This window comes from Curtobacterium sp. PhB130, assembly GCF_003755165.1.
Classification (GTDB): domain Bacteria; phylum Actinomycetota; class Actinomycetes; order Actinomycetales; family Microbacteriaceae; genus Curtobacterium.
On the sequence record NZ_RKII01000008.1, the window covers coordinates 607,027 to 622,699 of the forward strand.

A 15,673-nucleotide genomic window follows, 5' to 3' on the forward strand; every position below is an offset into this window, starting at 1 on the left:
GAGCATGAGCGGCTCCCACAAACCAACTAGTGCGCCCGGCGGACTAGTTCTTGGACAGTCGAACGGTCGCGGTGCTGCCTGCGATGCTCACAGGGAAGCTGATCTCGTCGTCTTCGTAAATGAAGTCTTTCGTCGCGTCCGTCGACGCCAGCAGCGCGGTCTCGGTCGCTGCTTTGTCTCGCGTCGACGTCCAGGTGTACGGCGTCGTGTCGTCCGTGGGAGGTGTAAAGGAGCCGACCCAAAACAGCGACGTGGTGTCGCCGTTATCGGTGACGAAGCTCGCCGTGATGGTGTTCCCGGACACGGTTGCGGTCATCCACCCGTCGTCGCTCGCCGAGTTGTTCTGTTTCCAGTCCCCAGCCAGATCGGGGATGACCACCGGGTCCGGAGTTGGAGTGGACGCGACCGCAGTGCTGGGGTTGCTGGTGGCTTCGGCGGCGGTGCCCCCGGAGTTCGGCGCACTGCACCCGGTGAGTGCCAAGATCGCAGCGAGCGCGATGGGCCCGATTAGCCGCTTCACTGGAACCACCCCGAGACGCCGATTGCGAAGGTGTCGCACGGGGTGTCGTACAGGTCGTGGCTGAATGACACGGTCGCATCCGCCTCGATGTCCCCGGTCTCCGTGGCGTAGTCGAGGGTCGAAGCGGACAGGGCGTCGCCGTTGAAGCAGTAGATCCCGACTGAGTACGGCCCGGTGAGGGGCTTGCCGGTCTTGTTCGCTGCTGTGCCGATGATGGATGTTCCGTTGTTGTCCGCCTGGGTGACGGTGAGCGGCGCGGTGTTGTAGGAGGAGGTGTTCGCTGGCGACGTCGAGGCCTTGAAGTCGTACTGCACTCCGGATTCCGGGATCGACGAGGTGTCTTCGAAGTAGATGTAGCCGAAGCCTGCTTCTCCTGGCTGCACCTGCGCCGGGATCGTGTCCTGACTCGAGCCACTCGCGACGACCTTGCCGCTGGCGGTGGCCGTGCCGGTGAAGTCCACGTGGGAGATCGGTGCCGATGTGTTGTTGCGGAACGCGAACGCCAATGTGCCGCTGCCGATGCCGTCCGAGTCAAGCGGCGCAGTGGCCACGACAGAGACCTTGCCGACTTCCCCGGCGTCGACTGTCGGTGTCGCGTTGCCGCCGAGGTACCCGCCGGCGTTGAACGGGAGGGCCTCTACGGTCGTCGGGGTCGGCGTCGGTGATGCCGTCGCAGACTCGCTGACGGCGCCGGCGGCGACGTTGGAGGTGGATGACGTACTGCAGCCGGCGAGGAGCAGCGTTACTGCCCCTCCGAGTGCGGCCGCCATGAACGTCTTCTTCGAGATCATGGAGAGGGGGGTTCCTTCGTTGAGCGTCCATCAAGACTGTGGTTCTGTTCAACGTAGCGTGATGGGCGAGCCAGCCCGACGCCCCAGTTGTGGGCAGAGCAAGAACGGCGGATCACCGCAGGATTGATAACGCATCGGTCTCTGCGGATGTCGCCCGATCGGCGCATCGATTGCGAGTCAGCGTGGCACCCAGACCTCGTATGCCCCGTCACCGTAGGCCGTTGAGAATTGCACGCGGGGTAGGCGTTCCCACGTCCGATCGCCCTTGAGCTCCATCCTGATGCGTCTTGCTGTCGCGGCGCTTGGCCCGAATCGGAGGACCACCGCCCCGAAGTAGTGGTCACGGACAGCCGCAGAGTAAGCGGCGTCGCCGTTCAACGCGCTTCCCTCCGACTCGTACGTGAATGCATCGAGACCGGTCCACTGCCACCCCGAGGCGATGTCGCGGAGCTCGTACCGTGGGACCTCCATCTCCTCGGCCAATACTCGCGTGTCATCGGAGCGGACGACGGTCCGGAGGACCTGCGCTGCGCCGCTGGCGTCCGGCCATGTTGTGTACAGCTGCTTCGCTTCGCGAAGTCCAACGCCGGTGAGCAGGACGAGTGTGGCGATGGAGAAGGCTGCGATCTGCGTGGTCGACATTTGAAGCGTGGTTGTCGTGCGTTCGAGCGCGTACCCGATGAGGAAGGCTCCGAACAGCACGCCGAAGGCCATGTGCTTGTCGAACGACACTTGTTCGCCCGTCGCGACGTGGTACACGGGAGCGATGAGCATCGTGGCGAGTGCGAGACTCCCGAGCGATCTCGATGGCCCGCGCCGAGTCCGAGTCCGAGTCCGAGTCCGAAGGTGGTCACCGGGTACAGCGGAGCGTGCCCGAACGAACATCCATGCCAGCCCGACGGTCGCCACGAGCACTATTGGTCCGAACAGCGGGAGGGCATGCAGGAGAAGATCCGACGCGGACTCTCGGTGCAGCACGGTCCGGCTGGTGGTGGTCAGAGACAGTCCGGCGAGGAGCTTCGGCTGCTCAACGGCGAGTATCCCGACGACAGCGGCCGCTACCGCCCCCGTCGCACCAGCGACGATGAGTTGCGTCCGCAAGGCACGCGCATCTCCACGCCGCAGCAGCAGGACGACACAGAACACCATTGCAGTGGGCACGAACGCAGCCGTCGCGTACTTCGCGATCGGGGCCGCCACGATCACGGCGACGAGCAGGAGCGTGCGCCACCACCGCGGAGTCGCCGTTGCGATGGCCAGCCCGGTACCGAGAAGGGCGAGGCTGAACGCATCGAAGGTGGCGAGGCGCCCGATGAAGAGCACCGACGGTTCCCCGGCGAATGTGGCCGCGGCGAGCAACCCGCTTCGCGCACCGATGAGGTTCCGGGTCACGAGGTACACCACGACCGTTAGCCAGAGCACCGAGAGGGTACTGAGGAGCCTGGCGAGTTCCAGACCGCCGACCGCGTCGAGTCCGGCGGCGATGACGGGGTAGAACGACGGCAGTCCGGAGAAGAATCCCGAGTAGTCGCTCGTCAGCGCGCTACCTGTTGTCCAGGAAGCCCAGATGTCGTGTCCGGCGTAGATGTAGAGCGCTTCGTCCTGGAACGGTCCGTTGCGGAGGGTCTCGAGCAGGAGGAGCTGCGCGGCGAGCACCAGGGTGAGCACGGCAGGAACCCGCACCGAACCGACGACGCTGCCTTCCCGACGTCGGGCTCCTGCGATGGCGGCGACGGTGCGCACGCGACGCCCACTGACAGCGGTCATCGCGCACTCTCCGCTGCGTTCAAGACTGCCTTGCGGGTCACGTCTCCGTCGGCTGCCGTCCGCAGGAAGGCCTGCATGACCTTTGTCGTCGCAGGGTCCGACGATGCCGACCAGTCCTCCGCGGGGTCGTCGCCCGAGGAACCTGGCGCAGCTTCGTGGTACACAACCGCTTCGACGCGCGGACGTGCAGCGGCCTGCGCGAGAGCGTCCCGAAGCCACGTCGCCTTCTGTACCGAGTCGCCCACCGCGCCGAGTACCAGGATGAGCGGCGCGCCCGGGTGTGCTTCTGCTGCCAGGTCGAGCGCGGACGAGACATTGGGCCACGCGGTTCCATTGAGCCGAAGTTCCGTGACGACGACGGCGTCCGTCGAACCCTTGGGAGGAGCGAATTGCTCGTCGTCCCCTGCTCGCGCAGGCGCCCACGCGAACGCAGCGTTTGAGGCACCCGCCTTTGCGAAGAGGTCGCGCACGTGTCGCCAGGCGGCCGATGCGTCCGCAGGCACGCCGCCGCCGGCGACGGCTGAAGAGACCGCCCAATCCGCGTCGGCTTGCGGAAGTACCGTGACCACGAGTGGGCTTGCGTACTCGCGGACGCTGTTCGCCCATTGACGAAGGCGAGCGTCGAACGCTCCATTCTCGATCGCTATCAGACCAGTTTCGCGCTGCTGCGCGGTGTCGAACTGCAGAGTCACCCACGGAGTGCCGCCGCCATCGCGCACCGCGCCAGCCCATCGTTGGTCGAACGCCTCCGAAATGAGCTGCGTGCGTGCAACGAGTCCGGGCGCCGCGCTGTCGAACGCCGCGCTGTGAGACCTCGTCGTGTTCCCTTCGAGGTGACGAGGTGACCGAGGACTGGGCGCCCGACGTCCTGGGCCCGGGCTACGAGGCGCTGCGGATACCGCTCGAGGACGACGACGAAGGCGCCGTCGTGGCGACCCTCGTCCGGCGGGCACCGCCCCACCGCACGGTCGGGCGGTGGCGCATGTCACCTCTGGTGCCCGCGGAGCGGACGGATCCGCTGGGATAACCCCAACTTCACCGACGGATACGAGCCGGGCGCTACGGGCAGGCGGACTCATCGTGCCCTCCTGGCGACGAACCTGCCGGAGATCGCGATCACCGTCGGTGCCGCCACATCTGGATCTGCTCACACAGGCGAACGCCAGCGACATCTAGCTGACCGCCGTGGCGGCGCTCCTCACGCTGGTCTACGCGGCGGTCGGGTTGATGTTCCGACCGAGGCTGCGCATCGCCGGGATGGGCATGGACTCCCTCGTCGTCGTGCTGCTCTACTTCGCCGTCGCGGGGCTCATCGCTATCGCCTTCCATGAAGGCCGTTGCCACGCCTCGTGAGGGTACTGCCCGCTTTCGCTGGAAAGTGAAAGCGGGCAGCCGCGCCGCACCGAGGATCAGAAAACTCAAGGCGCGGGCGCTAGGACGGTAACCAGCCGTCCTACCCCCATTGTGCGGCATCTCGGATGTGGGTCAGCGCCGAGGCGGGTCCGGCAGGGAGCAGCCGGTGTACGGGAGCGAGCCTCGGGGTGACGTTAGAGACGCCACCGCCCGGGACGAATCAACTCCTTCGTCGCCATCCGGCACGGACCTCACCGATGCCCGCCGACTCACCGGCATCACCGCACAGGGCGAGGCGCGCGTAGTCGCTTGACGAAGGTTTGGGTGCGGCGCCCGACGTGTGCCGGGGCGGCTGAGGTGAAGTCATCGCAGTCCGCTGAGTTCGGGTTCGAGAGATTGTCTTTCGTGGCGGGAGTGACGGCCGTGTCGCCAACCATCACTCGGCGGTTCGACGGAATTCGGAGATTTCCAGGCCGAGATCGCCCACGCGTTCGAGGAGCGCGTGGACCTCCGTCGGATCACCGAAGGATCCCGTTAGCAGGGTCTGCGCTGGTCCGATCTGAACCAGTTCGAACTCCGGGAAGGCTGCAGCGAGCGTTTCCGACATGGCGTACGGTAAGCGGAACTCGTAACGGCTCATTTGACCATTCCTCCCAACCGGCTCGATCCCATCGTCGAACCTGAGGTTGGTTGGCGCGTCCCACATTCCGGGTGAGACCGGGCACGCCATCGAGTTCAGATCAACCCGTGCTTCCTTGCTGCTGCGACAGCATCGGCACGACCTGAGACGGCCAGCTTCAGGTAGATGCTCCGCAGGTGCGTCTTCACCGTGTTGCTGCTGAGGTGATGCTTCGCTGCGATGACGCCTACCGTCTGATGCTCCGGGAGTTCGAGGAGCAGCTCTCGCTCCTTCCGGGTGAGCGGGACGAAAGCGGCGCCGTCCGTGAGATGAATGTCCGCGACCGAGCACAGCGTGAGCAGATGGGCGGCGTAAGGCTCAACGCCGCCGTGTTGTCCCTGGGTGGCGAACACGATCCTTGCTCCCCGTCCTTGACAGGCGAGGAACTCCCGCGCGTACCCGTACTGCTCGCTGACTTCCATTGCATGGCGTACTTGGTCTGCCGCGTCGTTCATTCGGCCGCTGCTCAAAGCTCGGTCGGCAACCGCCAGATGTCCTTGCACGACGGAGGTCCCGTTCCACGCGCCATCCTTGAAGCTCAGGCGTTCGGTGAGCGCGTGCTCGGCCGTCCGATCTCCTCCGACCGTCTCGCGAACGCGCATCGTCAGGACCTCCAGTGAGTCGCTGCCGAGGATGCCGGAAACCAGACGGCGGACCTCGGCGGCGCTGGCTGCGCCGTGCAGAACCCCTGACCATTCGTGGAGGCGGGGCGCAACGGCAGCGACGATACGAGGATGAGCGGCGCCGTCGGTGCGGACAAGGTCAAGAAGCTGTGGGAACGCCTCCCGCACTGTCCGTCGGTCATCGAGCGCGTGCAGCAGGAGCAGCGATCGCGTTTCGAACCCAAGACCGAGCTCGGTTCCTGTGGGATCAGCCGTCTCGATCTGGTGGACGGCCTTGAACGACACCGGCTCGCAGCGTTCATAGGAGCACAGCGTGTTGATCAGCATGGCTCGCGCTGTTGCGCGGTTGTACGGCGGCGACGTGTCGAACGGTACTGCCGCCATTCGCTGTTCTTGCACGGCGGCCGTTCGCCAGTCACCTCGTCGGCCGGCGAGCGTGGCTGCCAGATCGGTGGCGACGAGGAACACCCACGCGGCCCCGCTTCGGTGTGCGGCGGCTTGCACGGAAAGGAGTAGTGCTTCGGCGTCCTCGAATCGGTCCGTCGCGATCAGGCAGTGTGCGATCGCGAGTCGAACGCCCAACGCGGCAGGCAGCGAAGGCAGCGGTGTCGTGCGCAGATACGTACCGAGCGACTCGAGCGTTGTTGCTGCTTCCACCGGATCGACGATCAACAGTGCCGAAATGGTGCGGATGATCGGTCGCCACCGTTCTGCGACGTCGTCCGGCGCATCGTTGAGCGATCGGTTGATCGTGGCCATGTGATCTGTCGCGCCGATGCGGTCAGGGAAAGATGGCACGTCCATCGCGAGCCGTATCACTGCCACCGGGAGGGACGGGCACGTGCCCTCCAACTTCCGCAATGCCTTGGCGACGATGCCGCTGCGCCCCTGCATGAGCAGCAACAGTCCGGAGCGCTCCAGCTGCTCGGCGAGGATGGAGACGTCGCGGGACTGTATTGCTTGCTTCATCGCATCGTCGTGCGAACCGGACTCCTCGTACCACCGCGCTGCCACCGCGTGGTTCTGGATCGCCCCGCATTCATCTCGCCGTCGATACTCCGCCCGCATGTAGCCGACCAGGATCGGGTGGATTCGGAACCCGTCGATCTGCCGGTCAGCGTCAACGAACATATGCCGTGAACTCAAGCGTTGCAGGACGGCACCGGCGTCGCGGCGTCGTGTGAGCGTCACAGCAAGGTCAAGTGGCACGTCCTCCGTCACCGATGCTCGCATCAGCACCTCGCGATCCGAGTCGTTCAACCCGTCGAGGATGCGGCGGACAAGGTAGTCCGCGACTTGGTGATTGTCGCCGTCGAATTCCTGGATTGCCGCGGACGTGCTCGACGCAGCGGCGAGGTACGGCATGGCCAAACCGAGCCCAGCTGCCCATCCTCCGACGTGAGCGGTGAGGATGTCTGAGTCACTCACGCTGAGAGGCACACCGCACTGTCGGGCGAGTTCAAGAGTCTCATCGGAAGTGAAGGCGAGGTCCTTGTGGGGCAAGGAGAACGCCCCACCTGCAGCGTCGATCACTTCGGCGAAACCGTCGGGCGCGTACCGACCCGTCATCACGATACGGACGGTCTCCGGAAGCGCGGCGACGAGGTTCACCAGCGGCGCGACGCCGAGACCTCCGACAAGCGCGTTCACGTTGTCGATGAGCACCCACCGGAGTCCAGGAGGCGATGACGTTTGGGCGGCCTCGCCGGGAACGTCACGTTGCGCTCCTTCGCGGATGACCTGTACCACGACGCCGCGCGCGATGAGGATGTCTTCCCACTGCTCAAGCAGTGTTGTCTTGCCGATGCCACCTGGTCCCCAGATGGTGAGGAGCCGTTGGTCGGACTCACCGAATGTCGTCAGGTGCGTCAGGAGCCGTCGCCGTCGGACTCGGGCGCGACCCGTCGTCGTATCTCCGCGGAGGGCCATGATGGTTGTCTGCATGGACTCGCCTTTCCCCTGAAGAAGGCTTGATCTCCCTGCGACAGTAGAGCGGTATGCCCGGTGATGTAAGGCTCCACCGCTTCCCGCCGCAACGGGGCACGATTCTCACCCATATTGGGTGACCAAGCTGCCTGGAGATGGGCAGGTGTTCGCCGCTCAGTGCCGGCTGCGATGGCGATGCCGTTTCCGTCACCCGCGGTCGTTCGGGCCGGACGTCGTGAGGGCGGCGACGGCCGCCGCGTTGCTTGAGTAGATCGTCACGTCGCCGGTGAGCGCGAATTCCTCGAGCTCCGCCTGCAGTTCGGGGCGGAGCCGACTGTAGGAGACGGTCAGGTTCTGATTCCGGCACCATTCCAGCGTGTCGCCCATGACGTCTGCAGCTGTGGTGTCCACCCCCGTCACAGCCTCGCAGTCGAGCACGAGGTGCCGTACGTGTTCGCTCCTGCCTGCCTCGACGGTGGCCCGCACGGCATCACCGAAGCGCTGTGCGTTGCCGAAGAACAACGGTCCGGCGAAACGCAGCACGATGACGCCCGGAGCCGTGGTGAAGACGCCGTCCTTCGCTGATCTGAACGCGTCGAGCGGTTCTCCGTCTCCAGTGAGCACGTCGACCGGCGGGTTAGAGGCGCGGCGCACCACGTCGATGAGAGACAGGATGAACGCGATGACTACCCCGATCACCGGGCCGAGGAACAACGCCCCGAGGAAGCACACCGCCGCGACGGCGAACTCGAAGCGCCGGAGCTGCCAGAGACGCGCGAGTTCCCGCAGACCGAGCAACGGAACGACCGCGACCGCCACGATGGCGCCGATCGCCGGTGAAGGGATGTCTCGCAGGAGGGCCGTGCCGAAGCACACGACGACAAAGGTGAGGATCGCGGCGACGAGGGCGGGCAGTTGCGTTCGCGATCCGGCTTGGTCCATGGCAGCGGTACGCGAGGCGGAGGAGCCAACGGTGAACCCGCCGGTCACCCCCGCGCTGAGGTTGGCGGCGGCGAACGCGAACAGGTCGCGGTTCGGGTCGTCGTGGTAGCCGTGTCGCTCGGCGTAACGACGTGCCACGAGGAGTCCCTCGGCTATGGTCACGAGCGTCAGGGCCAGCGCGCTCGGCACCACCTGGAACCATTGCGTCAAGCTGATCTGCGGCCAGGTGAAGGTTGGCGGTCCGGCCGGCACATCTCCCAGGATCGACACCCCGGCGTCGTCCAGGTGGAACACGACGAGTGCGACGGTCGACGCGACGAGGACCACGAGTGCCCACGGCACTGAGCGGAGCCTGCGTCCGATGAGGAGCACCGCTATGGAGGCGACAGCGATCAGGACGGACCAGAGGTTGGTCCCGCCGAGTCCGGTGAGCAGCTGACCGGCTTTCTCCACGAACTCGCCGCCGCTGTCGATGTGGACGCCGAGCATTTTCGCGAGCTGGCTGACGAGGATGTCGAGCGCGAGGCCGCCGACGAACCCGACGAGGATCGGCGCGGACAGGAAGTTCGCGAGGAACCCGAGCTTGAGGACGGCGCACAGCGCGAACATCACCGCGCCGATCAATGCCTGGGCGAACGCGAGTTGCAGGTACGTGTCGCTGTCCGCCGCGACCAATCCGGTGAGCGAGGACCCGACGAGCGCCGCTGCGGCTGCGTCCGGCGAGGCGACGAGCTGTCGACTCGAGGCCAAGAGGGCGTACAGCACGGCAGGCACGATGAGTGCGTAGAGACCGGCGGTCGGCGGCAGTCCTGCGATCTGCGCGTAGCCGATGTTGAGTGGGATCGCGATGGCAGCGAGGGTGACGCCAGCCAACGCCTCTGTGCGCCAGTTACCCGCGCTGAGCCCGGCAAGTACTCGCATTAGAAACTCTCAATCCCTCTGCCGATGTTGATGACTCCGCTGATCAGGAAAAGCACGGTCATGATCGCCGTGGCCTGGCGTGACAGCTCAACCCGCATCTGGTCCAGCGGCCCGTCTGCCCGGCGACCAAGTATCCGGGAGAGCACGATCGGACCCGCGACTGTCGTTGATGCCACCGCGACGAACACACCGATCGTCCAAACCTCCGTTCCGATCGCAGCGTTGCTCGTGCCGATCGTCAAACCCGCGGCGCAACCCGACAGGAGGTTTTTCGGGTTGACGGACGCCAGGGCGAGTCCGATTCCGGTCGTCCTCCAGGGTTTCAACGCCTCAACCGTCCTGAGCCAAGGCGGGGGCCCCTGGGCTGATCCTGTTGCCCCGTGCGGGCGGATCTGCCGGATGGCCAGTGCAATGAGCGTTGCGCCGAACAGGATCTTGAGGGTGCCGATGATCGGCCGGGATGCGTCCTCGCTGACGGTGTTTATGGCAGAGGCGAGGATGGTTGCCGTCGTGAGAAGCAGGAGGACCCCAAGAACCCACCCTCCGACGAAAGCTCCCGCTACTCGAGATGCTTGCGGTGTGCGGAGCATCACGATGACTGCGATCACCGGTATGGGACTGATCGCGATCGTGACCGCTTGTGGGAGGAGTTCACCAATCAGCGTTGCAGCGTTCATCGCTCTGGTCGGCGTCGCTTGGCGGGTGTGACCCCGGAGAGGTCCCCGAGCGCTGGGCGCATCCAGCGTGCGTCCGGGTTCGCGTCGACGAGGAGCGCGCGGACGAGGAGCGTGAGCGGGAGCGCGAGGATCGCGCCGAGCGGCCCGAGGAGCGCCGACCACACGACCACGGACAGGAACGAGATCGTCTGGTTCAACGACACCGCGGAGCCGGTGATGTGCGGCTGCAGGCCCGACTGGATGACACCGTTGATCACCGCGTAGACGACGATCACCGCGAGGGCCGTCGGCCACCCGAACGCGAGCAGTGCGAGGAACGCTGGGGGGATGAGGCCGATCCAGTAGCCGATGTTCGGGATGAACCCGGTGATGAAGGCGAGCAGACCCCAGAGCAGCGCACCCGGGATCCCGAGGACCACCAGCGCCAGCGCGTCGAGCGCCGCCACCGCTGCGCCGAGCAGCGCCGTGACGAGCATGTACCGGCGCACGCTCACCGTGTACGCGACCAGTGCCTCCACCAGGCCGGGACGCGCCGGTCGGAGCCGACCCGCGATGAGGTGTCCCCAGCCGGCGTCGAGGGTCATGAACACGATGAGTGACAGCACGAGGAAGGTGGAGAAGCCGAACCCGAAGACGCTCCCGATGAGACCGGACACCACGCCGACGATCTTCCCCGGGTCGAAGGTGGCGAAGACCGCTGCGACCTGCTCCGGTCCCACGCCGAGGGATTCCAGGCCGTTGGCGACCGATTGCTCGAGATCGGCGAACTGGTCGGAGTACTGCGGGAACAGCGTCGCGAACTGCGCGAGAGAGATCACGAGCGCGGCGGTGAACGCCACGGTGACCACGAGCACGATGACGATCACGACCGCTGACGCGAGGCTCCGGGCGAACCCGAGGCGTTCGAGGAAGACCCGAGCCGGTTGCACGCAGATGGTGACGACGAGCGCGAGGACGGTCGGGCCGATGATCGGGGCGAACCGCGCACAACCGAACGCGACGACGACGGCGCAGGCGAGGCCGATGACGGTGCGCAGGCCGCGGCCGAGACCGGCGCGGTCGTCCGGCGAGCGCGGGGCCGCGTCCGCGGCCGGCGGCACCGGCGCGGTGTCGTGATTGCGTCTTCTCCACAACACGGTGGTCTCCTCGTGGTTCGTCGGCGCTGGTACCGGTCAGGGGTGAACCGGCGCGGCGGGGACGGCGTCGTCCGGAGGGACTCCGGCCGTGTCGGCAGGGCCGGGTGGGCGCGAGACGAGCTCGACGGTCGCTACCGCGACGAGCCCTCCGACGAGGGTCCACACGATCAGTGCCGGCTGCAGTGGCCGGTGCAGGACGATGACCGCCGCCGCTCCGAGCGCGATGAGCGTCCGCAGCACCAGCCGCCAGCGGTACACGGCTTCGCCGACCCGTCCGGTGGTGACCCCGTGGGCTCGTGCGCTGCCCCGCGCGGCCGCGGCCAACCGGTTCCACCCTCCGCGGACCCGGACGGCGGGACGGGACGAACCCGAGAACCAGGCGACCACGGCGACCGACAGCGCCAGCACGGTGACGGCGATCGAGGCGCTCAGGACGAAGGCGACCGCCGCGTCGTACACGGCCCTGGCGGCGTTCCTCGGCATGAGGTCCGGAGCGAGTGCCCGGACGGTGACGATGCGGCCGAACGCGACACCCAGCACGGTCACGAGCATCGCGACGGCGATACCGACGGCGGCCAGCGCGAGCGCTCGGGACCGTCGACGGGCCATCACCACCCCGACACCGATGCAGGCGACGACGAGCCACGGGAGCCACAGTGCGGTGACCTGCACGAGCGCGTACGCGGTCTGCGCGCGGACGGCTGCGTCCGAGGACGCCACGACGATGGTGCGGTCGATTTCGGGGAGACGGGACGCGAATGAGATGCCGCGGTCGAGGAGCCGCTCCTTGACCTCGGCCACGATCGGCCCGAGTTGGATCCCGATCGAGCCGTCCGCCGCGATCGTCACCGCCGCCCGGTCGTCACCGCTCAGGGCCCCCACCATCTGGGTGTGGCCGGTTCGGAGCAGCCGTTGCCACAGCTCCGCGAACGCATCGGACGCGACGAACCGCCGCACGGTCTGGTGGACGAGCTCCTCGACGCCGGCCGCCGCCGGGGCTTGCAGGGTTGAGAGTGCCTGGGCGGCACGCGGCGGGAGATCGAGCTGGCCGACACCGTCGAACACCGTCTTCGTCAGGGCGCGGACGTCGAGCTGCTCGTCGACCGCGTCGATCGTTCGACTCACCACCAGGCTCTGCACGGCCTGGTCGCGGGCGAGCGGCGCGAAGGTCTGCACGAAGGCCTCGGTGGAGGTCAGCTGCCGGTCTGCCCACGCGCTCACCACGGCGACCGGGGCGAGGATCGCCCCGATGACGATGAGCGCAGCCGACGGGATCACCCATGCCCGACCCCGGCGGGCCGGAGCCGGCCGGTCGGGCCCCGTCGCCGCGTCGAGCTCCGCCCGCAACCGGGCGTTCTCGACCCGGAGTGCCGCGAGTTCGGCCTCGGCGTCGGTGCTCATGGGTGATCCCGTCCGCTGCGGACCCGGTTACCGGCTCGCGGTCATGTCGTGCGCGAGTTCGTGTTCGTCAGCTTCGGACAGGGACGTCTGCACGATGGTGCCGCCGAACCCGCGGAGCGCCTCACCGAACTTGTCCTCGGTGATCTTCGTCGCGTACAGGACGACGGCCGAGCGCCCGTCCGCGACGGCGGACTTCACCCGGTCCCGGAACTCAGCGTTGAGCCCCGTCTTGTCGAGTCCGGCGATGAGCCCGCCGAGCGCGCCGCCGATGACGAATCCGAAGAACGGGACGAAGAACAGCAGGCCGAGCAGGCTGCCGAAGAGCGCACCCGTGCCGACTCCCACCCCGACCTTGCCGGCCGGCCCGGGTGTCTCGACGTGGGTCTTGCCCTCGGAATCGGCACGCACGAGCGCGACTCCGGCGAGCTCGACGACGAGATCCTCCTGCAGCCGTTGCACTTCCTCGTACGCCGCGACGGCTTCCGCTTCGTCGTTAAACGAGATGACAATGAGATCGGACATTGTTTGAACCCTTCGATTGCGAGCGACGGAGACGAGGGTCTCTACGCGCTGTAGCGGTTGGCTCGCAGGGGTGCGGCGTCAGTGATAAGCTGATGCGCCTTCTCGACCGTTGCCGCGTCGCCATGGACGATCACGAGGTACCGGTCGGCTTTGAGGTCGTCCTCGTACTGCGGAATCTCCTCCTCGGGGACGGCCAGGCCGACCAGTGCACCGAGACCCGCACCGATGCCGGCACCGACCAGTGTGCTCGCCAGCCAGCCCGCCGCAGCAACCCAACCGATGCCCGGCAGCCACACAAACCCGAGGAGCAGCCAGCCGGTCAGGGCACCCCAGAGCGCTCCCCACCCGCCGAACGATCCCGCCTGGTTGCCGACGGGGATCCAGCCGTGGACGGTCTTCTCGTCCTTGACGCCCTTCCCGACGACGGACACGACATCCTCGCCGTAGCCGGCTTCCTTGAGGGTCTGCACCGCGGCGAGAGCCTCGTCGCTAGAAGCGAACACGCCGATGGTGGAGTCGGAGGTTGTGGTGGTGGTCATGGTTTCCTGCCTTCTTCCGAGTGGGTAGTGCGTGGGTGTGGCTACGGCGCGAGCAGGCGCTGCTTCGCCGCCGTGAACTCTTGGTCGCTGAGCAGACCCTGCTGGCGTAGTGCACTGAGGCGGTCGAGTTCGCTCATCAGATCGGTCGGGCCGGGTGGGGAGGGTGCTGGAACTTGCGAGGTCGGGATGGTCTGTTCGAGTTCGTATGCGTTCGCTTCCTCGCGGCGTTGCGCATTTTCCTGCTGGTGGGTCGCAACCGCGCCGCCGACCGCTGAGGCCGTTCCAGCGACGACGGCCGTTCGAGCGGCGAGGCCGAGCAGGCCGGGTCTTCCGAATCTCCGAAATGGCATGTCCTGCCCCTTTCACTTGATGTGTGCTGCCGCGGCGAGCTCGTTGAGTTCTGGGGCCGGTACGCGCACGGTCTCGAGCAGTTCGCCGCCGCTCTCTGAGAAGCGTTCCGCGAGGTTCTTCGCCCAGAGCAGTTCGATGACCGCGATCGCTGCTGACATGCCGGGGGTGAGCCCGTCGGCGATGCTGTCGACGTCGTCGTTGCCGGCGAGGCCGCGGGCGTCGAGTGTGACTTCGCCGAGTGCGCCGTCGGTCGGGAGATCGTCGATCTCGAGGACTGACACGGCGCCGTCGACGGCACGGGAGACGACGAGGATGTCGAGGAGTCGTACCGTGCTGTCCGCGACCAGGGCCGCGAGTGCTTCGAGCACTCCTGGGTCAGGCAGAACGCCCGGGTATCGAATGATGTACACCTCGGCGGGGCCGAAGTCGAAAGCTGTCACCGTCACACCGCCGCGTGCGTCGAGGGGGCCTGACGGGAGGTGCCGAGTGCCGTGGACTTGATTGCTTCGAACTCCGCCTGCGTGATTGCACCGTTCTCGAGCAGCGTCCGAGCTTTGGCGATCTCGTCCGCGGGTGACGATCCGGCGACATGGCGGATGTAGCCCTCCGTGGCCTGCTTCTGCTTGTCGGCGGCCCCTGCCTGCCGGTCGGCCATGCCTCGGCCTCGTGCAATGAAGTAGACGAACACCGTGAGGAACGGTACGAACACCAGGAAGAACATCCAGATGGCCTTGTACCAACCGTTCAATGTTCGGTCCCTGACGAGGTCCGCGAGAACGGCGAAGATCGCGAACAGCGACGCGATGAACGCGAATCCCAGCAGGCTGTACCAGAGGATCGACCAGAACCAGTACCAGAAGTCCATTGCGATGTTCCCTTCTATCGGTGTGGTGTCCGGTCTACGGCGAGGGAACATGCGCGGCACCACCCGGATCGGGCGATCTGTGGTTGAGGGGCCGTGATCCCGCTCGCGCGACGCGGGTGTGTGCCGTCTCGTGGCATCTGACCGGACGAATTCGGCGCCGACGTCCGATGCGCGGTGGTCGCCAGTGCCCTCAAGCTCGGCGCAGATGCGCGGCTTGAACTGGTCGTCGAGAACGAGTACGCGGCACGAGTCGATGGAGTCCCGGTTGGCGGTGCCTGTGTCGTCAGCGAGGGCGGCGACGACGGAAGCTACGGCGAAACGTCCCGCGCCGTAACGCCGGCCACCCGTCACCATCCTTCAGGCGACCGTCGCGGGCCAGCCCGTCCCACTTGTCCAGCTCGTCACCATCACGATCACATGCACGCTCAAACCCGTTCCGACACCGACACCGACGCCCGCATTGACACCCGCATCGACACGGACACGGAATTCCACCGCGCCGCCGGTGCCGTCGTCGGCCGGGGCTCAGGGGAACCGGCGAACGCGGACGGATCTCTGGCGTACACCGGTTCCGACAGCGCTGCGATGATGTCGCTCCTGCTCCTCCCCAGCGTGCTGCTCGGTGGAGGGAGCCTCCTCAGGCCAAACGACGTCAGCGAT

The 15,673-nt window shown here is 66.7% G+C and carries 16 protein-coding genes; 1 reads left to right on the forward strand and 15 read right to left on the reverse strand.

Going from position 1 to position 15,673, the window contains the following annotated elements; translation table 11 throughout:
- Window positions 1-43: 43 nt before the first annotated feature.
- From EDF24_RS12880 to EDF24_RS18915, 4 genes are all read right to left on the reverse strand, one after another.
- On the reverse strand, window positions 44-520 hold the full coding sequence (locus tag EDF24_RS12880) for a hypothetical protein (RefSeq protein WP_260233439.1): 477 nt from the start codon (window positions 518-520) through the stop codon (window positions 44-46).
- Entirely contained in the window at window positions 517-1,311 is a 795-nt protein-coding gene (locus EDF24_RS12885) for a hypothetical protein (protein WP_123703272.1), read from the reverse strand. The genes EDF24_RS12880 and EDF24_RS12885 overlap by 4 nt, the downstream gene beginning before the upstream one ends.
- Before the next feature lie 177 nt (window positions 1,312-1,488).
- Window positions 1,489-3,078 (reverse strand): glycosyltransferase family 39 protein, encoded by a 1,590-nt coding sequence (locus EDF24_RS12890; protein WP_148070888.1) that lies wholly within the window; start codon window positions 3,076-3,078, stop codon window positions 1,489-1,491.
- On the reverse strand, window positions 3,075-3,770 hold the full coding sequence (locus EDF24_RS18915; RefSeq protein ID WP_148070889.1) for a hypothetical protein: 696 nt from the start codon (window positions 3,768-3,770) through the stop codon (window positions 3,075-3,077). Before EDF24_RS18915 ends, EDF24_RS12890 begins: the two co-directional genes overlap by 4 nt.
- Before the next feature lie 493 nt (window positions 3,771-4,263).
- Between EDF24_RS18915 and EDF24_RS19220 the strand changes: the two genes are divergently transcribed.
- Complete coding sequence (locus tag EDF24_RS19220) at window positions 4,264-4,431, forward strand: hypothetical protein (protein ID WP_165931458.1); 168 nt, start codon at window positions 4,264-4,266, stop codon at window positions 4,429-4,431.
- A 436-nt stretch (window positions 4,432-4,867) separates the two neighbouring features.
- On the opposite strand, the gene EDF24_RS12900 is transcribed toward EDF24_RS19220, so the two are convergent.
- The 11 genes from EDF24_RS12900 to EDF24_RS19645 form a co-directional block, all read right to left on the reverse strand.
- Window positions 4,868-5,071: a hypothetical protein gene (locus tag EDF24_RS12900; protein WP_132048893.1), complete on the reverse strand. Its 204-nt coding sequence runs from the start codon at window positions 5,069-5,071 to the stop codon at window positions 4,868-4,870.
- A gap of 95 nt (window positions 5,072-5,166) precedes the next feature.
- The gene (locus tag EDF24_RS12905) at window positions 5,167-7,677 is read right to left on the reverse strand and encodes a LuxR C-terminal-related transcriptional regulator (RefSeq protein WP_123703278.1); all 2,511 of its coding nucleotides are present in this window, start codon (window positions 7,675-7,677) and stop codon (window positions 5,167-5,169) included.
- A 189-nt stretch (window positions 7,678-7,866) separates the two neighbouring features.
- Window positions 7,867-9,474 (reverse strand): SulP family inorganic anion transporter, encoded by a 1,608-nt coding sequence (locus EDF24_RS12910; RefSeq protein ID WP_243698313.1) that lies wholly within the window; start codon window positions 9,472-9,474, stop codon window positions 7,867-7,869.
- A 47-nt stretch (window positions 9,475-9,521) separates the two neighbouring features.
- Entirely contained in the window at window positions 9,522-10,199 is a 678-nt protein-coding gene (locus EDF24_RS12915; protein WP_123703282.1) for a GAP family protein, read from the reverse strand.
- A complete protein-coding gene (locus tag EDF24_RS12920; protein WP_123703284.1) occupies window positions 10,196-11,335 on the reverse strand; it encodes an AI-2E family transporter in 1,140 nt (379 codons plus the stop codon). The genes EDF24_RS12915 and EDF24_RS12920 overlap by 4 nt, the downstream gene beginning before the upstream one ends.
- Window positions 11,336-11,371: 36 nt before the next feature.
- Window positions 11,372-12,736 carry a hypothetical protein gene (locus EDF24_RS12925; RefSeq protein WP_123703285.1) on the reverse strand — a complete coding sequence of 455 codons (1,365 nt, stop codon included), beginning with the start codon at window positions 12,734-12,736 and terminating at the stop codon, window positions 11,372-11,374.
- Window positions 12,737-12,763: 27 nt separating this feature from the next.
- Window positions 12,764-13,258 carry a DUF1269 domain-containing protein gene (locus EDF24_RS12930; RefSeq protein WP_123703287.1) on the reverse strand — a complete coding sequence of 165 codons (495 nt, stop codon included), beginning with the start codon at window positions 13,256-13,258 and terminating at the stop codon, window positions 12,764-12,766.
- 41 nt (window positions 13,259-13,299) lie between these two features.
- A complete protein-coding gene (locus tag EDF24_RS12935; protein ID WP_123703289.1) occupies window positions 13,300-13,797 on the reverse strand; it encodes a general stress protein in 498 nt (165 codons plus the stop codon).
- A gap of 41 nt (window positions 13,798-13,838) precedes the next feature.
- On the reverse strand, window positions 13,839-14,147 hold the full coding sequence (locus EDF24_RS12940) for an SHOCT domain-containing protein (RefSeq protein WP_123703291.1): 309 nt from the start codon (window positions 14,145-14,147) through the stop codon (window positions 13,839-13,841).
- Window positions 14,148-14,159: 12 nt separating this feature from the next.
- Entirely contained in the window at window positions 14,160-14,594 is a 435-nt protein-coding gene (locus EDF24_RS12945; protein ID WP_148070890.1) for a DUF6325 family protein, read from the reverse strand.
- Entirely contained in the window at window positions 14,591-15,367 is a 777-nt protein-coding gene (locus EDF24_RS19645; protein WP_311316808.1) for an SHOCT domain-containing protein, read from the reverse strand. Before EDF24_RS19645 ends, EDF24_RS12945 begins: the two co-directional genes overlap by 4 nt.
- Between the last annotated feature and the right edge of the window lie 306 nt (window positions 15,368-15,673).